Raw genomic sequence first — 19,821 nt, 5'->3', positions numbered from 1 at the left:
GAAGTATACTTATGAAGCATTACGAATCCAGTCTGCGGACGAACAGCACGGTGGATCAGGCGCAGGATTCTGTGACCAAGCTGCATAACGCTGTAACTCAGGCGTTAAGCCATCCGACAGAGCAGATGATTGACCAGGCAGAGAATAGCCTGGAGCATGCCGAGGAAGCCGTTCGCCATGCTCCCGAAGGATCAGTCGGCGGACACGGTGTAGACTTGACTGAAGATAGGCTGGCCGAAGAGAAACGCAGACTCGCTTCACTGGACGAACCTGGCGGCAAGGCCCGTGGCTAAAGCCAGAGTTAAAGCCTGAGCAATAGCCAACGTGATCTGCACCGAGTCTGAAGCTGGCCTAAATTCGGCAGGCTATTAAGCACCTGCGTTACTGGTGTAACAGGCATTTCCGGATTGACTCCGGGAATGCCTGTTTGCTATTTACCTACTTAGGGGCCAGCTTATGCTAACTTGTGCAATCATTTGGAGTGAAAAAGGTTATAAGGTATCAGGCACATCTATAATTTACATGAACCGGATCAGAGAGAGTCTACGTAGTAATACCACTAAGACGCAACAAACATGGCAAGACCATCATTCAAGGGAGGCATAAATATGTCAGAAGCTACTGATTCACGGGTACCGCTGGAGACACCGGAGACACTGCATGCCGAGCTTGCCCGGATTGCCAAGTGGGAGAAAGAGCAGAATAAGCTGATGATCTGGGACCGGATTACCCGCCTGCCGTTCAAGCTGCTTGATAAAATCACACCGAAGATTATTCATGAGAAGGTAGGCAAGCTGCTGGATGAGCTGGGCAGCTACATCCAGAATGGCGGCAACTATCTGGTTGCCGGGCGCAAGGTAGGCACGCTGATCGGGGAAGCAAGCGTGGCAGCCGGGGGTACGGGGAACGGGCCGTATCCGCTGGCCGTGATGGATGCGGCAGCGCTCCGGCTCTCAGAGAGGAGCCGGAATACGGCAACTGCCCAAGGGGCAACTACCGGCTTCGGCGGAATCTTCACCCTTGCTGCCGATATTCCGGCTGTGCTCGGCCTTTCATTGAAGGCCATCCAGGAGATTGGCCTATGCTATGGCTACGATCCGACAGATAAGGCGGAACGGATATTCACTGTGAAGGTGATGCAATTCGCATCCTCCGATATTGTCGGCAAGCGGACGATTCTGCGGGAGCTGAATTTGCAGGCCGGCGGGGACGGCAACATCATTGCCGGAACGAACGCGGCAGTCTCGAAGATTCAGGGCTGGAAAGAGGTTGTTATGGTATACCGTGACAATTGGGGCTGGAAAAAGCTGCTCCAGACGGTTCCGGTTGCGGGCATGTTCTTTGGCGCGTATCTCAACCGGAAGACGCTGGAGGATGTGACGGAGGCTGCCCGTATGCTATACCGCAAAAGACGGATTATCGCCAGGCTGGCTGAGCTGGAGCTGAAATAAGGGCTCTGATTGAAGCCGAACCGCGCATAAATGGCAGCGGGGCTGCCGGCAAGGCGGGCATGATGAAATAGAGGCAAGGATTACTGCCCTAGGGCTGCATTCCTTGCCTCTATTTCAGGGAAGCTATAAGGATTCAGCCGCCTATGGGGCAGTTGAACCGAACGCCAGCCCTTTTCCGCCTACAGGTATTAGCTTGACCGGCTCGACTCCGGCAATCAGCGGCATGGCCCGCTGGATCGTGGCACGGGTGGCCTCCAGGGCAAGGGAAGCAGCATGCGCTTCCGCACTGCTCCATACTTCTGTGACCCAGAGGATATCCGCCTCTGATTCCGAGAGGTTCACAATATACAGCTCGCATTCCTGAACAGGCTCAGCCGCCGCTGCGGCTTCCAGCAGAATGGCGGCCAATGCCTCCCGTTCACCCGGTTTAGCGGTGAATTTTGCATACATTCCAAATTTGCTCAACCTCATCACTCCAGCATGTAGATGTAGTTATCCGCTCCAATGGCGGAGTTGATCAACATTATTTTACCAGAAACAAGGAGTGGAGTGAGCTTGATCCTTACTCCTGCAATTACTATGATTGAGCTAATGGACAGGAGTGCGTATGTCCAACGGACTAACAGGGAGTGAACGAAATGAACAATAACGATCAAGAGCACAGCAGCCGGGCGTTAATCGGGCAGGCGGAATCCTTCATCACTGCATGTTACCAGGAGCTGGACAAGTCCGAGAGTGAGCGGGAGCGGCGTCTTGCAGATATACATGAAGAGGTGATCCTTACGGGCGCCTATATACATACGGAGGAAGAACTAACCCACGGGGCGAGGATGGCCTGGCGTCATAACAGCCGCTGTATCGGAAGGCTGTTCTGGCATTCGCTTACAGTGCTTGACGCGCGCGGGGCAGAGACTATGGAGGAGGTGGCCGAGGCGCTATTCCGGCATGTGGAGCATGCGAATAACGGCGGCAGGATCCGGCCGGTCATTACCGTGTTCCGCAGCGGAGAGCAGCCGGATAGAGCTATCCGGATCTGGAATCATCAGCTGATCCGTTATGCCGGCTATCCCGGGGACGGGGAGCAGCTGCGTGCCGGTGATCCGGCCTCGGATGAGTTCACTGCAGTCTGCCTGAAGCTGGGCTGGCAGGGTACAGGCGGGGATTTCGATATTCTGCCGCTCGTTATCAGCATCGGCGAGGAGGAACCCCGCTGGTTCCCTGTCCCGCCGGGACTTGTGCAGGAGATTCCGCTCAGTCATCCGGAGATCGAACGGTTCACGGAGCTGGGCCTGCGCTGGTATCCCGTTCCGGTAGTCTCGGATATGTGCCTGGAGATCGGCGGCATCCGTTACCCGGCGGCGCCCTTCAACGGCTGGTATATGGAAACGGAGATCGGCTCCCGGAATCTGGGGGATACAGAACGTTATAACCGCCTGCCGGCAGTGGCCGATCTGCTGGGCCTGGATCGTTCGACTAATACCTCGCTGTGGAAAGACCGCGCGCTGCTGGAGCTGAACCGCGCGGTACTGCATTCCTTCAAGCAGGCCGGGGTCAGTATTGTAGATCATCATACAGCGGCAGATCAGTTCGTCCGCTTCCAGGAACAGGAGAAGCGTCAGGGGCGCGAAGTATCTGGCAAGTGGGGCTGGCTGATCCCCCCGATGTCGCCTTCGTCCACGCCGATCTGGAATGATAATACCTTGAGAGATTTGCATCTAAGTCCGCGCTTCATGTACCAGAAGAAGGCGTACGCGGACAGGTTAAATGCAGCAGCGGGTCCATCCAGTGAAGCTGGCGGCTCTGCCTCGTTGCATGCGGAGACGGATGAACCGGCAGCAGAGTCTGAGCAACAGGGTGCTGCCGAAGCGATGACATGTCCTTTCCATCACCCCACTAACTCCGGTCCGTTAAAATAAATAATGATATGGAACAATTGGCTTAGCGCCGCGTGCAATCTCCCTGCACGCGGTTGAAATGGGGGCTGGTCCGGCAAAGCGCAATTCAGGCTGCACAGCTGTCAAGGGGAAAGGGCTTGGCTGTATGGCGGCCGGAAATAGTTGCTTTTTCTCCACTTGCTCATGAACCGAGGAGCCCTTACGAGGAAACCGTTGGAAAATCAGCACTTAATTAGCTGAAATAGATCAGAACGGAGGAAATACATCAAATTTAATTGCACTTATCCAACTGCTTACCTCGAATACTCCGAAACATCCGAATTAAGATACGTCTATCCAATTAATTAGGAAGTGGAGGTGTATCACCTTAATTTTCCATTTTCGCAGCTGATATTTGCAGCTGATAATACAAAGGGGGATTAGCCGGGAACGGTGAGTGAGGTCTAAATTAACCTTAGAGAGGTGCTGATTGGTGCTGATTCGCCTTCCGGGAGATTTTGTTCAGTAATTATTATTTTTCAGACTGTGGTTGATTATTTAAAGATTGAAGTATATACTGCTAAATAAGAGAGTGATTGATCAATAACCAAAAGACAGTCAAACGATCACCTATCATTCCGGCAGAAATGGAGACCTATATGAACAAGCAATCGGGCACTATCCGTTCCAGAGGAGAGGAGGCCGTTCCGGTAAACCGCAGGGAGCAGATTCTGGAGTCGGCTGTGGTTGTGTTTGCAGAGCATGGCTATTACCGGGCTACAACCGCGCAGGTGGCCGAGAAGGTGGGGATATCCCAGCCGTATATCTTCAAGCTGTTTAAGAATAAGGAAGAGCTGTTCATTGCTGCGCTGGAGCGGGCTTTTGAACGGATTCTCCGCACCTTCTCAGGGCTTCAGGCTCCTGCAGACCAGTTACTTGCAGAGGCCATTCAGGTATACGAGCAACTGATGGAGACCCATCCGAATGAGATTATTCTGCAGGTGCAGGCCATCGGCATCCGGGATGAAGCTATCCGCCAGTCGATGCAGGCTGGAATTCTGGAGGTAGCCCGTCTGATGGAGAGCAAGTTCTCGGCAGCAGGGTTTGCGCATCCTGAGGTGGAGGTGAGCACCTTTATGGCTAACGGTATGCTCTGCAATATCGCCCTCACGCTGGGAATGCCGGAGCTGAAGCCGAAGCATCTGTAAGCATCGGTGCGGGCTGGAGGATGATCGGGTGTAACGGTGCACCGAGCGGAGTAGGTGGATTAAGCAATATTCAGAGCAACAGGTAAGCACGGCAGGTAAGAGTCAGCCGCATAATCCCCGATCCAGCCGGATCATCATTTTTTAAGTTTAAGTAGTGACTGATCAATAACCAACAATGCAATGGAGAACAAGCAAAGAACAAGCAAAGCTTGAACGAAACTAAATAGTGTTAGGTGTCCATCATTTTCATTCTGAGCGCAGGTAAGCGGCCATGAATAAGATAATTTCAATGAGTCGCTTTAAGCTAAGCTATATACAATTTAAATTTATTATATAGTTAGTGATCAATCACTAATTGTGATTAATAATCAATAACAATTCATTCTAACAGGAGGAATTTCAAATGATAAATAAAGCGCTGGTACTGGGAGCAACCGGAGGGACAGGAACGGTGATTATTGCCGAGCTGCTTCGAAGAGGGATCGAGACTGTAGCCTTTGGGCGCTCCATGCCGAAGCTGGAACAGCTCGCGGCCAAGCTGGGGAATCCGGCAGGGCTGAGCCTGCAGACCGGTGATGTGTTCCGTGCGGATGATGTATTTAAGGTCGCGCGTGGGGCTGATGTTATTTTTCACAGTGCATCGGTGCCCTATCACGAAATGGCCGAGAAGTTGCTGCCGATGGGTGAAGCTGTGATGGAGGCCGCGAACCGGCTGGGGGTGAAGGTAGTGGCTGTGGACGGGATTTATCCGTATGGCAGAAGAGTGGATGAGCAGCCGATTGCCGAGAACTATCCGAAGAATCCGCATACCCGCAAGGGGAAAATAAAGCTGGAATTCGAGCGGATGTTCTTCAGCCCGCGCTGGAGCGGCACGAAGGGAATGATTGTCCGCCTGCCGGATTATTACGGCCCCACGGCCAATGAAGCCTCTTACCTCGGATCAACGCTGGAAGCCATAGCTGCCGGTAGACCTGCGATGTTCATCGGTAACATGAATGTTCCGCGTGAATACGTCTATCTGCCGGATGCGGCAGTGATGATGGTGGAGCTTGCCCTCCGCGAGGAGGCCTACGGGCAGAACTGGAATATTCCTGGAGCCGGCGTGATCTCCGGCAAAGAGATCGTCCGGATTGCCCGCGAAGCGGCCGGAAGCTCGAAAGTGGTTATCCCCTTAGGCGCAGCAGGTCTGTCACTGCTCGGCCTGTTTGTACCGGTAATGAAAGAGATTGTCGAGATGCTGTATTTGACGAAGGAGCCGCTGCGGCTCAGCGGTGCGAAATACGAGCGGTTAGCCGGGCCGGTTCCGGCCACGTCTTTTGAACAGGGGATAACAGCGACGATCCATTCCCTCCAGAACCGTGCAGCCAAATAAGTGTAACTCCCCCTCATAAAACACAGGTTATCTGCAGAAGATAGAAATAGTCAGGTTTCCCAATCTGTGATACTATTTATTTCTATATACAATGAGGAAGTGAGCTTAATGATCAGCATTACCATTCCGGCACCGGAAGTTACTATTTTTAAGCAGGAGAACCCTGTGCTCAGCCATATTTACGGATTTACGGATTTTCACCTGATCACCCGCGAAGCTGGCGGCATCTTCATGTTCTACAATGACAAGGATGAGCTGCTGTTTGTAGGCAAGGCACGCAAACTGAGACCGCGGATCAAGAAGCACTTCGAAGATAACGTATCGGTCATGAAGCCACACCGTGACGAAGTTACCAAGATTGAAGTCTGCATCGTGGAAGACCCGGTCGACAGAGAAATTTATGAGACTTACATTGTGAACAAGCTTAAGGCGAAATACAATGTGGAGAAGGTACTGTATAAATAATAGTTTGGATGAAAAGCGTGGTCTCTGCAGACTGCGTTTTTTTGTTGTTCAGGAATTTGCTCTGGCTCTAGGGTGCTATGACAACACGCAGGCATAATCCGGGATTATCAGGCGCGTTGCAGTTCTTATTTTACGGGAACATCCAGTACAAATGGCAGGGGTGATTCGTCTTGAAATGAGCCGGGCAGCAGCTGGAAGGCGCGACTTGGGCCTTTGGATACATTTAGTAAAGTTAGATATTAAGGCTCACTAACGTATCCGCTAAATCAACTATAATGAACACGTACATGCTCGACATATTTTGACATTTATAATGAGGTGATTCTATAGATGGCGGCTCCGTTTTTTAAGAAGAAAGAAGCTGTGGACAAACCGGCCAAACCGGGTATGGTTCAAAAGGTTCAACTGGCCGAACTTCCGCCCGAAGATAGCGATAATTATGAGAAGGCTGAAAGTGCTCCCGCCCTCGTGTCCGTCGGCAAAGCGCAGCTGGATAAAAAGTCGCTGGACCTGATCTTCGCAGTAGAACAGATGATTCAGGCGAGAGCGCATGCTGAAACGAACAACCATGAGCTGCAGGACCGGCTGAATCACTCCAGCAGTCATGTGGAGAGGCTGGGACGGGATCTGAGGAACCTGAACAAGGTAATTGAAGAGCGGGAGAAGAGCATTCTGGAGCTAGAGCATAAGCTGGTGGAGAAGAATCTGAAGGTGGACCAGGTGCTGGAGGATTACCGTGAGCTGCACACGACCTTATCCGGGGAAATGGATGAGCTCAAGAGCACTATTGATCTGGAGCAGCAGAAATATGCCAATCTTGTACAAAAACATAATGATGCCATCTCCGAGAAGCTGAAGCGGATGAATGAGCTCGAAGAGAAGATCGGGCGCCTGGAGACAGAGAACAGTCACCTGAAGCAGAAATACGATACGGTCCGGCAGGAGAAAACCTACCTCTCCAGCATGATCAGTGATTTCACCAACCGCATGACCGTACCCTTTAGCGGAAACACTCCGCCGGCAGAGCGTAACGACAGCAACGGAGATACATAGGATTTATGCCAGTGCACCCGGCGATCGCTGCTCGGATGGTAGAGCTGCTGTCCCTTGAGCAGAGGCAGGGCGTCTATCAGATGGAGGTAGGTTTAACCCACAGCAGCGGTTCCGCCCGCCAAATACTATTCATCGATGAATATACATATGTGCAATTGAGTATGCTTGGTCCCTTCGCGGGTCAGCGTGTGCGTCTGTCTCTCTATCCCAAATGGGACCCCTTCCGCCGCAGCTTCTTCAGCTCCCTGATCAAAATGAACCAGACGTTTAGCGAAACGCTGTATTATGGCTGCTCCGAGGAGTATGCCTCGCAGCTTGTGAAGGCGCGGCAGGAGGAAGAACGTCCAGCTGAGCCCGGGCCTGCAGCTCATGTACCGTCACTTGAATTGCATCATCACAAACCTGGGCATGTGAGGCGCAGCCGCAGCCTGCGGCCTGCCCGGGCTATACTGCTGCGCGGCATTCTGTTCAGCTGCCTCATCGCATTGTTCCTGCTGCGCATGGACGGGAAGCTGTTCAGCAGCAGTGCAGAAGCCCATGAGGACCCGGTGCAATCGGCCGTAGCTGCTTCTGTACAATCGGCCGTAGCTGCGGACGTCAGCAGCAGTCCCCTTATTAATGTTATACCGGCGGTCCAGACGGTGGCCTACCAGAGCAGCGAAGTCCCGGCAGTCCCGGAAGAGGCCCCGGAAGATACTCCGGAAGATACCTCTGCAGCTGCTCCGGAGACTGCGGTTGAAGAGATAGAACTGGACGGGAATAGCTATGAATACAGCCTGCCTCAGGGTTATGTGGCTTTATCCTTCGACGATGGGCCCTCGCAGTACACAAGGCAGATTGTAGATATTCTGGACGAGTATGGTGTGGCGGCGAACTTCCTGTTTATTGGACAGAAGGCCAGCCGCCGCCCGGCAGAGGTCCGCTATGCTAATGAGCATGGTATGCCAGTAGGCAGCCATTCCTGGGATCATAGTGATATGACACGGAACAGCCCTGAGGAGAACCGCAAGAATCTGGAGCGGGCCAGCCGGGAATTGGAGTCGAACATGAACTCGGCGGTAACGATCTTCCGTCCGCCTTATGGTGCAGTCAACGATGAACTGGCCGCTGAAGCGAAGCGGCAGCATATGAAGCTGCTGCTCTGGAACCGGGATACCGAGGATTGGAAAGCCGATAATGCCCCGCAGGTCCTCCGTTATTTCCATACAACGGACCCGTCCGGCGGCATCTATCTGCTGCACGAGAAAGCAGTTACGGTCCAGGCGCTTCCTGAGATCATTGAGTATCTTCAGGCACAGGGACTAAAGTTCGCCGTCTTCAAATAAAAACCAGGAAGCGTATCCCGGATGGAGGGGTGCGCTTTTTCTGCGTATGTGCACGGAAAAGACCCGGAATCGGCAGTGTTTCCCCTTGTTTTAATAAACAAAATTTGAGACAATAAGTTATTGTTGTTGCTAATGTCCCCCGCAAGGTAGAATAGATTGATTGAACTTTAACGTTTTGAAAAGAGGATATGAAATGAATAAAGAATCCATTTATGGATTGACTTTGGAACAACTGACCGCCTGGCTGCTGGAGCATGGGCACAAGAAATCCCGTGCATCTGCTGTCTGGGAATGGCTATACCGCAAGCGGGTTACCAGCTTTGCAGAAATGACGGGGATGAACCCGGACTGTGTACAGCTGCTGGAAGAGCATTATGTCTTTCAGACGATGGAAGAGCATGTGAAGCAGGAATCGGCTGACGGCACTGTCAAATTCCTGTTCCGCTTACAGGACGGCAACCTGATTGAAACGGTGCTTATGCGGCAAAAGTATGGTCTGTCCGTCTGCGTTACCACTCAGGTCGGCTGCAATATCGGCTGCAGCTTCTGCGCAAGCGGGCTGCTGGCGAAGAGCCGCGATCTCACCAGCGGCGAGATTGTCGAGCAGATTATGAAGGTCCAGCTTGATCTGGATCAGGCCGGTCTTGGACAAAAGGTCAGCCATGTAGTCGTAATGGGCATTGGTGAGCCATTCGATAATTTCCGGCATCTGCTGAATTTCCTGATTACGATCAAGGATCACAAGGGTCTGGCCATTGCCGGCAAAGGCATTACCGTATCCACCAGTGGTCTGGCTGACAAAATCAGAGAATTCGCTGACGCCAATATGCAGGTCAATCTGGCGATCTCCCTGCATGCGCCGAATAATGAGCTGCGGACACAGATCATGAAGATCAACCGTGCCATTCCTATAGAGAAGTTAATGCCGGCGATTGATTATTATCTGGAGAAGACCAACCGGAGAATTACCCTGGAGTATATCCTGCTGAAGGATATCAATGACCGTGAGGAGCATGCTCTGGAGCTGGCCGAGTTAATCGGAGACCGGCGTCAGCTGGCGAATGTCAACCTGATTCCGTATAATCCGGTAGATGAGCATAGCCAGTATCAGCGGAGCGAGCGGGAATCCGTACGTGCGTTCTTCGACACGCTGAAGAAGCAGGGTGTCAGCGTCAGCACCCGGCTGGAGCATGGAGTCGATATTGATGCGGCCTGCGGACAGCTTCGCAGCAAGCAGATCAAGAAGACCAAGGGCAAAGCAGCGGAGACTGGCAGCGCCATTGTAGGATAAATGCAGCTTCTGAATGATATTATAAGAACGGTGCCGGTGATGGATTCACTTCGCACCGTTCTTTTTGTCCGGCCCTGTGTTACAATAATCTGGCAGCAGTGAATTGAGAAAAGAGGAATGCGACTTGTTGACATTTACAAGCTACACCGTGGAGAACGTAAGAGATCCTTTTGGTATACTAAGCGGCAAGAGATATGAATTCGTCGTTAATATTGATGTACCTGAGGATGATGAGCTGTACGTAGAGAACGGAGTTTCCGCCCGTGTGATTGTTAAAGTGGAAGAGGAGCAGACAAGCATTGTCAGCTACGATCTGCAGGAAACCTCGTCAGGCCAGTTGCTCGATTTCGATATGGAAGAAGACGAGGAAGCAGCACTGGTTCTGTTCTGTTCAGAGCATTTGCCTGAATAAGACTCGGCTGTAAGTAATGGAAGGAAACTGCTGAACCTAGCAGTTTCCTTTTTTTTCTATAAAGTGTTACAAGCAGCCTTCCACATAATAATGAATCTGCTTGTTCCACCACGGCCAGTCATGGCTGGCATCATGCCCCCAGTAGTCGATCCGTGCGGGAATGCCTTTGCGTCCGAGCACATCCTGAAGCAGACGGGTCTCATGCAGCATTTCGTCCTCATACGCGCCTTGTCCGACGCAGACGATGATGTTGCTGCTGCGGTACTGGTTCAGATAATAATCATCCGTCAGTTCCGGCAGATAATGCAGCGGTGAATTCAGGTAGATCTGCTCACTCATATAGTCGCCGAAGAAATAATAGGTGGAATAGACGCCGCTCAGGGCGATTAAGGTATCGAAATAGTGCGGATAACGGAAAAAGAAGCTGGCACTGTAATAAGCGCCCATAGAGCAGCCTGAGATCAGAATGCGCTGATCGGTCCCTCCGTTGTTCTGCTTGCTCTGGTGGAGAATGCCGGGAATCAGCTCATATGCGATATATTTATCATACTGCTCATGACGGTGGACCCGGTCCTCATTATTCCAGTGAGTGGAGAAGAAGGTCTCTTCATCAATACTGTCGCAGGCCCAAATCTGCAGCTTGCCCGCTTCAATGAAGGAGGAGAGCGTGTCAATCATGCCCGAATCCTCATATTGATAAAAGCGTCCAAGCGAGGTGGGGAAGACGAGCATCGGTTTGCCGGCGTGGCCGTATATTTTATATTCCATGTCTCTGCCCAGGTTGTGGCTGTACTCCTTATGATAGCTTATCCTCATCCGTTAACACATCCTATCCCTCTTCTTGGTGAATATAACCTCTGATGTCCCTAACCTCCGAAAGCTCGGGTGAACGGAACTGATACGCACTGTTGCCCATGGCTCTGCTGAATACCTCTTCGATCTCGGCATAATTCACAATCTTCCCGCCGAATTCACGGTAGATGTCCTCGTGGCTGTGCGCATAATGCTTGTGACTCTTGCGGCTGGCATAGCCTGTGTAATATTTGCCATCGTACGGGCCGCCGACCTCGTTATGCACAACCATGCTGGCCCATTCTTTGTAGACATCCACATCGTAGGAGAAGTTAATGGCATCGGTCATCCAGGCGCCCGGCGGCCGCATATTCACTTCCAGGGCAATGATCCGGCCATCCTTGTGCGATTTGAACAGCTCGATATGGAAGAACCGTTCCCGGATGTCAAAAGCCTTCAGAATGCTCTTCCCGGCCGCCTCAACCTCCGGGCTGATCTCCCGCAGACAGAAGTAGTAGAGGTGGTTGTCGGTGTTGACGACATCCATGACACTGTTCTCGAACAGGTGACTGACCGCGAACCGGACGTTGCCGTCAATATCGACCAGACCGTCATAGGTCAGGATGACCCCGTCGATGAACTCCTCAATAATGAAGGCCACATCATCCGGCTTGGTGTCAAAAAAGTGCTGCAGCTCCTCTTCATTACTGATCTTATACGTATTGCTGGCCCCGGAGCCGAGATCGGGCTTAACCACCAGCGGGAAGCCGGCGCTCTGGATGAAGCTCTCCACGCTTTCACGCGTAGTCCCGGTGGAGAACTGAACGGTGCTCACACCGCTTTTATGGAAGAATTCTTTCATCTTGGACTTCTGCTTCAGGTTGGAGACGAAATCGGACTTGGTGCCGTAAATGTTGAAATCCGTGCGGATGGCGGCATCCTGCTCCAGCCAGTATTCATTCAGCGACTCGAAGCGGTCAATCTTACCGTATTTATAGGTGAAAAAAGCAACGGCCCGCAGGATCTCCTCGTAGCTCTCCAGATTGCTTACCTTATAGTACTCCGTCAGTGCCAACTTCAGCTTGTCCTCCAGCTGGTCATATTCGGCATCGCCAATCCCGAGCACCGTCGCCCCCTGCTGCTGCAGCTGGGTACAGAAATCAGCGCTGTTCTTGGGGAAATGCGGGGAAAAGAAGATAAAGTTCATGCGGACCAGCCCCTTTGGCTAAAATATAATTCCGAGTTAAATTGTATGATTAATTCAATCTACCAGTTTCGTCATTATTCGTCAATCCTTAGTCTGACTTTTGCTGCAGTTTCCGGTTGAGCCGGGCCAGCAGTCCGCTGAAGGTCTGGCAGTCCCCGGGAGACCAGTCTTCAAAAATCTGCTCATAGCGCTGTAGCCGGATGTCCCGGGCCTCGGCAAACGTCTGGGCACCCAGCGCGGTAATCTGAAAATAGCTCGATCTTCCATCCTGCGGATCTGGCACCTTTACCACATAATCCTTCGCCTCAAGGACGCTCGTCTGCCTGCTGATGGTAGAGGTGTCGAGGCCGAATTCTTCAGCGAGCGCTTTAACGCCTACCTTATCGTGGTTCGACAGATGGTGGAGCAGGGTGTAGGAGGAGCGGTCCAGGCCGCCATGTTTTTTATCGAGCGAACCGAGGCGGATTAGCGTAATCAGCTCATGGTTCAGGGTTTCGAGGTTTTTATCAGTCTGTTCATCAGCCATAGTTAGTATCCGTCCTTTATGATTGAGTAATTCTTAAGGTCCAGCCTTATATGTCTCCATATTATAAGTGATAATACAGCCCTTAGCGAAAGCTACCGGTTATTTATGAGAGCATAATGAAACTCTGATGAAATAAGTCATATTGACTTCCGAAAATATAGTTGTATAATACACATATGCTAAAATGATTGTATCATACACCTATATTAGTGTGAAGCTAAGGTTTATAGTGGTGGCAGTGCAGAGGAGAGAGCATACTTGAGTAATCAGACGGCAAAAAATTCATCATTCTGGCTTATTATTCTGGCCATCTTTTTCGGTAATTTCATGGCTATTCTCAGTACAACAACGATTAACGTTGCGTTCCCGGTGTTTCTGAAAAACTTCCATGCCGAGATCAGCACAGTGCAATGGATGATTACGGGTTATCTGCTGGCTACCGGCGTAATTGCTCCGGTCGTAGGGTATTTCGGCGACAAGTGGAGCTATAAATATCTCTATGTGTTTGCCCTGTCAGGCTTCACCTTGTTCTCGGGGCTGTGTACCGTGGCCTGGGGTATTCATTCCCTGATTATTTTCCGGACCCTGCAGGGAATATTCGGCGGGCTGATTATCCCGACGACGATGACGATGATTTATCAGTTTATCGAGAAAGAGAAGCAGGCTTTCGCCATGAGCCTCTGGAGCCTGTCCTCCATGCTGGCTCCTGCCTTCGGGCCAACGCTCGGCGGCTGGCTCACCGGGTACTTCGGCTGGAAGTCGCTGTTCATGATCAATCTGCCGATCGGCATGATCGCGATTGTGGTAGCGCTGAAATGCCTGCCGTTCCAGCGTCAAACCGCCAGCAGCAGAAGCTTCGATCTGCCGGGATTCGTGACCGTGATTCTGAGCAGCGCTTTTATTATTCTGGCCTTCAATAAGGGGAATGCCTGGGGCTGGACCTCATGGAAGACCTTATCCCTGCTGCTGGTTGGCGCAGCGGCCTTAACCTACTTCATCCGCCGGGAGCTGTCGCTGCAGGAGCCGCTGCTGAACCTTAAGGTATTCAAGCAGAACCGGTTCACCTACAGTCTGATCATCAACTGTATTATTACCGTTGCGTTATACTCGGGGACCTTCTTAATTCCGGTCTTCCTGCAGGATATCCAGCAGTCCACTCCGCTGAAGACGGCACTGGTGCTGCTGCCGGGCTCAATCGTGATGGCGGTCATGTCGCCGGCCGTCGGCAAGCTGTATTCCCGGATTGGCCCGTTCTGGCTCATTCTCAGCGGTATTCTGCTGCTGAGCGCTTCAACCTGGGAGCTTAGCCATATTACGCTGGCCGTTACACATACCCGTGTGGCGATGCTGATGGCCCTGCGCAATGTTGGCATTGCCCTGGCCTTCATGCCGGTAACGAATGCCGGGATGTCAGCCGTACCCAAGCAGATCACGGGGCATGCTTCTTCTGTGACGAACTGGGTCCGCCAGGCTACAGGCGCGTTGTCCATTGCCGTGTTCAGCTCCTTGCTCGCCTCCAGATCACTCGCCCATCAGCAGGAACTCAGCGGCGGAGCTTCTGCGGCAGGTGCACTGATCAAGGCGCAGGGAATGACCCTGGGCGTACAGGATATTTTCCTGATCGCTACAGGTGTTGGCCTGCTGGCAATTCCGCTGACCTTTCTGCTGAGAAGCGGAGACGGCAAGGCTGCGGCAGCTCCTGCGTCGCAGGCTGACGCGTGAAGCAGAAGGCGGGCGACTACTGAAGTTATCGCCAGATACACAGCAAACCCGCCACGCCAGATTCTTGCCGGTCCTAGTGGAAGTTCTCCATTGTAGCGCTTTCTCTTCGCATGTTGGGCGGATATGAGTTAGAATACAATAAAGCGAGCAAATAATAGGAGTTGTAAATATGTCCAACAATGACGAAGTGTTTTTGACGAAAGAAGGGTTAGCCAAGCTCGAAGAAGAGCTGAGAGAACTTAAGGGAGCAGGGCGCAAGGAGCTTGCGGCCCGGCTTAAGCTGGCGATCAGCTACGGCGATTTGAAGGAGAACAGCGAATACCACTCCGCGAAGGAGGATCAATCCTTCATGGAGACACGGATCATGATTCTGGAGAAGATGCTGATCAAGGCGCAGATTGTGGATTCCAGCAATATGGATCTGAGCACAGTCAGCGTGGGCTGCATCGTTATTCTGAATGATGTGGAATACTCCGAAAAGATTGAATATAGAGTGGTAGGTCCCGCAGAGGCTGATGTGCTGGACAACAAGATTTCTTACGAAAGTCCGCTCGGCAAAGAGCTGATCGGCAAAAAAGTGGGCGACATTATCAGCGTCAATGCCCCGATGGGCGTTATCAAATATGAGCTGCTTGAGATTAAAATGCTGTAAACCTTAAATCCTGTAATTCTTAAATCCTGTAATTCTTAAATCCTGTAATTCTTAAATCCTGTACCCTGCTTTAATAAGGGTACAGGATTTTTTGTCTAAAGATATGAATTTATACGCTGCGCCTGATAACCGGTGGTGGAGGTAGAGCCAGTGGATCGAAATAGATGGAATTTCTCCACTTGCTTATGAGCGGAAGATTACCTGCCGGACAATAGTTGGAAAATCAGCACTTAATAGGCTGCATATAAATCAGAATAGAGAAAAGGCAGGAAATTAAATGACGTTAATCCACTTAATTGCGGCAAAGGATCATAAAAAGCCGAATTAAGATACGTTTTTCCAACTATTGCCTCAGTGTGGGATGCTATGCCGTCACTTCCAGGTGAATGTCAGGCACCTTGGCAGGGCGGGGGAGTAAGGTCTAATCTATCCCTTGGTAAGGTGCCGATTCTGCCCTTCGGGCGGAATTTGTTGCAAAGACTGCAAGCGGCGGGCTGCCATAGGCAGTTTCTATTAAGGATATTGATTCCGTGTCTTAGACGCTCCCTGCCGGGGGAGTTATAGTAGGGAGTAACTAAAGAACAGAGGGGTCCTGGCTTGTGATTCAGACTGTGCTATCGACACTTGTGGAGGTTATTGTGCCGCTGTCCATTCCGGTGGCCGCCGGGGCGCTGCTCGGACGTTATAAGAATCTCGACACGAAGCCCCTGCTGACGCTGTACCTGTATTTTCTCAGTCCGGCGATTATTCTGGATACGCTCGCTACGGCGGATATCTCGTTCGATGATGTCTATAAGACGCTCGCATTCTCGCTGCTGAATCTGTTTCTCTTATGGGGGCTGGCTACCCTGATCGGCAAAATCCTGAAGCTGGCTCCGCCGGAAGCCGCCGGCCTGACGCTCATCTCCACCTTCACGAACAGCGTCAATTACGGTCTGCCGCTGGTGCTGCTGGCCTTCGGCCAGCTTGGCCTGGACAAGGCCTCGGTCTATGTCATCGCCCAGATGGTGATTGTGAATACAATCGGCGTGTATTTTGCCGCCAGATCACAGTTCTCGGTGCGCAGCGCCGTGAAGTCGGTCTTCTCGCTGCCGGCCATCTATGCAGCCATGGTGGCCCTACTGCTACGGGCGCTCGGCCTGCATATGCCGCATGAGCTGGCTTCGGGCTTATCGATGGCCGCAGGAGCGTACTCGCCGGTAGTGCTGGCGATCCTCGGCGCACAGATGGTGAAGGTCCGGGCTGCGCATACGGAGCGCAACGTGCAGCTTGCATTCTGGACGGGGCTGACCGTCCGGCTGCTGCTGGCTCCGCTGCTGGCCGCGCTGGTGCTGCTTGCGCTGAATATTACGGGCACCTTATTCTCGGTGCTGCTGATTCTGGCCTCGATGCCGGTAGCCGTCAATTCCGTAGTGCTGGCCGAACGCTTCGGCAGCTCGCCTGCGCTGGTCTCGCGCTGTATTGTCTGGACTACGCTGGCGTCCTTCCTGGCTCTCCCAGTGTTGATTGCTGTGGTGGGCGGGTAGAGACAGAGCAGGCAACGTAAGGGCAAAGGGGCGAAGAGTAAAGAATGAGAGTAAAGAGTAAAGAGTAAGAGCAAAGAGTAAGAGCAAAAAGCTCCCCCTTCAGAGTGTGAAGGCGGGAGCTTCTACTATTATATTAAGAAGCACTAAAGAAATTAACGAAAAGCAAAAACAAAGCGGAGGGGGAATTTGGAATTGTAGGAGCGATAGCGACCGCTTTGTCACCGGATTTCTACCGCGAAAAGCGGTTCGAATCATGTGAATCTGGGGACAACAACGGCCGGAAGTCCAAATGTTCAGCGCAGTGACGACCAAGCTTCAAATTCAAATCTTAAGTGTGCCGTATATAGCAGTTATAATGCGTGCTGGACACCTGGCGGAACGCCTACCGCTTAGAAATCAAAATTGTCCGGATCGGGGCCGGTCCGCTGATCCCGATTGAGGCTGTCAATGCGCTCCATGTCGGCGCTGCTCAGCTCGAAATCGAACAGGGAGGCGTTCTCGATGATCCGCTGCTCTCTGGTTGATTTCGGAATGGTGACGATCCCATGCTGCAGATCCCAGCTCAGGATGATCTGGGCAACGGACTTGCCGTGGCTGGCGGCGATCTCAGCCAGCACCGGCTGATCCAGCAGCTGGCCCTGCATCAGCGGAGCCCATGCTTCCATCTGGATACCATGCGTCTTAGCGAAGCTCCGCAATGGCTGCTGGGACAGATAAGGGTGCAGCTCAACCTGATTGACCATCGGCTTGATCTCGGCATCCTGGAGAATATCCTCCAGATGATGAATCTGGAAATTGCTGACGCCGATGGCTTTGACGCGGCCTGCTTTATAGAGGGCTTCGAGCGCTCTCCAGGACTCCTTGTATTTGCCCTTCACCGGCCAGTGAATGAGATACAGATCAAGGTAGTCAAGGCCCAGCTTCTCAAGACTGGCCTCGTAAGCGGCAAGGGTCTCTTCATAACCAAGGTCTGCATTCCAGACCTTGGAGGTTATGAACAGCTCTTCGCGGGCCAGCTTGTTATCGGCCATAGCTTCCTTGACTGCTTGCCCCACTCCGCGTTCGTTGGCATAGACTGCGGCTGTATCAATGCTGCGGTAGCCGTGGGCAATTGCGGACTTCACCGCCTGCACCAGCCCGTCGCCGTCCTCTACCTGAAAAACTCCGAGTCCAACCCACGGCATATTCACGCCGCCCTGAAGTATAGTTGTATCTTGTAAATGCTGTGCCATATTGAATGACCTCCTGAAGGAATAGTGTAGTTAAAGGTAAGATAATAATTAGACAAGCGGAACATTCAATCCGCAGATCTGATTCGCTGATGACAGAATGAAAACATTAATTTCAAACTGGACGGGCAAAATGTTGTACGTAGTGCAGCTTTGATTCCCTGATATCTGGATTTTCTAAAGGATTGTTGTATTAAATACAATAATTTCTTCGATAAGCTGCTTACAAGACGAGAAATGCTGCCTTTTATCCAACAATCTTGAAATTTGCCCGGAATAAAAAGGGTAATGTTGTATTTTGGGCAGGATTTTAGGAAGCAAGGAGCTCTCCCCGCCATAGCCGGCGAGTTAATACGAGAAAGGGATTGCGGCAGCTATAGCCTAAATCAGACCATACATACCTCTTGACTGCGCACACTGCCTTTTGCGGCGTACACAGCATTGCAGGTTAAGCAGCTTCCGTCCGCTGCATACGCTCGTCTCTGTTCTCCAGCGCCCGGCTCCAGGCCGTGAGCAGAACGGCCCCGAAGACCATGACTGCGCCCACCCAGGCGGTGTGGATCAGTCCCATATGATCGGTGACCAGCCCGCCGAGATAGGCGCCGATGGCGATGCCTGCATTGAAGGCGGCAATGTTGACGGCAGAGGCGACATCTCTGGCGCCGGGTGCGAACCGGTCAGCCAGCATTACTACATAGACCTGCAGCCCGGGGACGTTCATGAAGGCGAGCAGCCCCATGAAGAAGATGGTGATCAGGGCAGCGGTCTTGAATGGAGCCGTGAAGGTGAAGATCAGCAGCACGGCAGCCTGCAGGGCGAACATATAGAATAAGGCGTTCATCGGCTTGCGGTTCGCTGCTCTGCCGCCGATCACATTGCCGATGGCAATGGCGATGCCATAGACGAGCAGGATCACGGCGACCGTCTTCTCCTGGAAGCCGCTGATCTCATGCAGCAGCGGGGAGAGATAGGTGAAGACGACGAACGTTCCGCCGTAGCCCAGGGCTGTAATGGCAAAAGCCAGCAGCAGGCGGCCGTTCGTCACCAGCTTAACCTGCTCGCGCAGCGGCGTACGGGTCCCCTTGCGGAGTCCGGCGGGTACCAGAATCAGATTGGCGATCAGCGCGAGGATGCCGATCACCACAATGGCGGTGAAGGCAGCCCGCCAGCCCAGCTGCTGTCCGAGGAAGGTGCCGAGCGGCACGCCGGTGACCGTAGCTACGGTAAGCCCGGTGAACATAATGGAGATGGCGCTGGCCCTGCGGTTCTCGGGCACCAGATCGGCGGCGATGGTGGAGGCGATCGACATGAACAGGCCATGCGAGAGGGCGGATATCACCCGGGCGGCCAGCAGAGTGCCGATTCCGCCAGCAGCGGCCGCAAGACTGTTACCGGCGATGAATACGAGCATCAGCAGGAGCAGCAGTGTTTTGCGGGAGACTCTTGTCGTCAGCGAGGTTAGCACAGGCGCACCGAAGGTTACGCCGAGTGCATACAGAGTTACGGTTAATCCGGCGGTGGTCACGGATATATTCAGGTCATCAGCAATGAGCGGCAGCAGCCCGACACTGATAAACTCGGTTGTTCCTATCGCAAAGGCGCTGACCGCCAGAGCCAGCAGCGCGAGGGTACTTCTTTTTGTGTCCAGAGACATGTTCTTCACTCCTACTATGGTAATCACCGGCCGGTAAGTGCTATTATGGAGTACAGATACGA

The 19,821-nt window shown here is 52.4% G+C and carries 19 protein-coding genes; 13 read left to right on the top strand and 6 right to left on the bottom strand.

Annotated elements, in window-relative coordinates:
- The first annotated feature begins 11 nt into the window (after positions 1-11).
- Positions 12-293, top strand: coding sequence for a hypothetical protein (locus R50912_RS31780; protein ID WP_042240778.1), 282 nt, complete (start codon positions 12-14; stop codon positions 291-293).
- Positions 294-608: 315 nt separating this feature from the next.
- Positions 609-1,451, top strand: a complete 843-nt coding sequence (locus R50912_RS31775; RefSeq protein ID WP_042240775.1) for an EcsC family protein — start codon at positions 609-611, stop codon at positions 1,449-1,451.
- A 141-nt stretch (positions 1,452-1,592) separates the two neighbouring features.
- Here the strand turns inward: R50912_RS31775 and R50912_RS31770 are convergent, their stop codons facing one another.
- A complete protein-coding gene (locus R50912_RS31770) occupies positions 1,593-1,916 on the bottom strand; it encodes a putative quinol monooxygenase (RefSeq protein ID WP_039294950.1) in 324 nt (107 codons plus the stop codon).
- Between the two features lie 173 nt (positions 1,917-2,089).
- Between R50912_RS31770 and R50912_RS31765 the strand changes: the two genes are divergently transcribed.
- The 8 genes from R50912_RS31765 to R50912_RS31730 all read left to right on the top strand — a co-directional run bounded on the left by R50912_RS31765 (position 2,090) and on the right by R50912_RS31730 (position 10,451).
- A complete protein-coding gene (locus R50912_RS31765) occupies positions 2,090-3,367 on the top strand; it encodes a nitric oxide synthase oxygenase (RefSeq protein ID WP_042240772.1) in 1,278 nt (425 codons plus the stop codon).
- Between the two features lie 617 nt (positions 3,368-3,984).
- Positions 3,985-4,533: a TetR/AcrR family transcriptional regulator gene (locus R50912_RS31760; RefSeq protein WP_042240770.1), complete on the top strand. Its 549-nt coding sequence runs from the start codon at positions 3,985-3,987 to the stop codon at positions 4,531-4,533.
- A 403-nt stretch (positions 4,534-4,936) separates the two neighbouring features.
- Positions 4,937-5,905, top strand: a complete 969-nt coding sequence (locus R50912_RS31755; protein ID WP_042240768.1) for an NAD-dependent epimerase/dehydratase family protein — start codon at positions 4,937-4,939, stop codon at positions 5,903-5,905.
- A gap of 108 nt (positions 5,906-6,013) precedes the next feature.
- Positions 6,014-6,370, top strand: coding sequence for a nucleotide excision repair endonuclease (locus R50912_RS31750; RefSeq protein WP_197073008.1), 357 nt, complete (start codon positions 6,014-6,016; stop codon positions 6,368-6,370).
- A gap of 330 nt (positions 6,371-6,700) precedes the next feature.
- Positions 6,701-7,423, top strand: a complete 723-nt coding sequence (locus R50912_RS31745; protein ID WP_042240764.1) for a hypothetical protein — start codon at positions 6,701-6,703, stop codon at positions 7,421-7,423.
- Positions 7,424-7,428: 5 nt separating this feature from the next.
- Complete coding sequence (locus R50912_RS33760) at positions 7,429-8,748, top strand: polysaccharide deacetylase family protein (protein WP_052416794.1); 1,320 nt, start codon at positions 7,429-7,431, stop codon at positions 8,746-8,748.
- Between the two features lie 193 nt (positions 8,749-8,941).
- Positions 8,942-10,039 (top strand): dual-specificity RNA methyltransferase RlmN, encoded by a 1,098-nt coding sequence (gene rlmN, locus R50912_RS31735; RefSeq protein WP_042240763.1) that lies wholly within the window; start codon positions 8,942-8,944, stop codon positions 10,037-10,039.
- Positions 10,040-10,163: 124 nt separating this feature from the next.
- Entirely contained in the window at positions 10,164-10,451 is a 288-nt protein-coding gene (locus tag R50912_RS31730) for a DUF6509 family protein (protein WP_042240761.1), read from the top strand.
- 66 nt (positions 10,452-10,517) lie between these two features.
- Here R50912_RS31730 and R50912_RS31725 read toward each other — a convergent pair whose 3' ends face one another.
- From R50912_RS31725 to R50912_RS31715, 3 genes are all read right to left on the bottom strand, one after another.
- Complete coding sequence (locus R50912_RS31725) at positions 10,518-11,267, bottom strand: esterase family protein (RefSeq protein WP_042240760.1); 750 nt, start codon at positions 11,265-11,267, stop codon at positions 10,518-10,520.
- Between the two features lie 13 nt (positions 11,268-11,280).
- Entirely contained in the window at positions 11,281-12,450 is a 1,170-nt protein-coding gene (locus R50912_RS31720) for an ATP-grasp domain-containing protein (RefSeq protein ID WP_042240758.1), read from the bottom strand.
- A gap of 88 nt (positions 12,451-12,538) precedes the next feature.
- Positions 12,539-12,976, bottom strand: a complete 438-nt coding sequence (locus R50912_RS31715; protein WP_042240757.1) for a MarR family winged helix-turn-helix transcriptional regulator — start codon at positions 12,974-12,976, stop codon at positions 12,539-12,541.
- A gap of 258 nt (positions 12,977-13,234) precedes the next feature.
- On the opposite strand from R50912_RS31715, the gene R50912_RS31710 reads away from it, so the two are divergent.
- The 3 genes from R50912_RS31710 (at position 13,235) to R50912_RS31700 (ending at position 16,876) form a co-directional block, all read left to right on the top strand.
- Entirely contained in the window at positions 13,235-14,698 is a 1,464-nt protein-coding gene (locus R50912_RS31710) for a DHA2 family efflux MFS transporter permease subunit (protein ID WP_042240756.1), read from the top strand.
- A gap of 169 nt (positions 14,699-14,867) precedes the next feature.
- Positions 14,868-15,350: a transcription elongation factor GreA gene (gene greA, locus R50912_RS31705; protein WP_042240755.1), complete on the top strand. Its 483-nt coding sequence runs from the start codon at positions 14,868-14,870 to the stop codon at positions 15,348-15,350.
- Positions 15,351-15,949: 599 nt separating this feature from the next.
- On the top strand, positions 15,950-16,876 hold the full coding sequence (locus tag R50912_RS31700; protein WP_042240753.1) for an AEC family transporter: 927 nt from the start codon (positions 15,950-15,952) through the stop codon (positions 16,874-16,876).
- A 389-nt stretch (positions 16,877-17,265) separates the two neighbouring features.
- Here the strand turns inward: R50912_RS31700 and R50912_RS31695 are convergent, their stop codons facing one another.
- Both R50912_RS31695 and R50912_RS31690 read right to left on the bottom strand, forming a co-directional pair.
- Complete coding sequence (locus R50912_RS31695; RefSeq protein WP_042240751.1) at positions 17,266-18,108, bottom strand: aldo/keto reductase; 843 nt, start codon at positions 18,106-18,108, stop codon at positions 17,266-17,268.
- Between the two features lie 445 nt (positions 18,109-18,553).
- Positions 18,554-19,759 (bottom strand): MFS transporter, encoded by a 1,206-nt coding sequence (locus R50912_RS31690; protein ID WP_042240749.1) that lies wholly within the window; start codon positions 19,757-19,759, stop codon positions 18,554-18,556.
- Between the last annotated feature and the right edge of the window lie 62 nt (positions 19,760-19,821).

The organism is Paenibacillus sp. FSL R5-0912, from assembly GCF_000758605.1.
Classification (GTDB): domain Bacteria; phylum Bacillota; class Bacilli; order Paenibacillales; family Paenibacillaceae; genus Paenibacillus_AQ.
The sequence above is the reverse complement of the archived record's forward strand: the minus strand, read 5'-3'. Positions and strand labels throughout refer to the sequence as shown.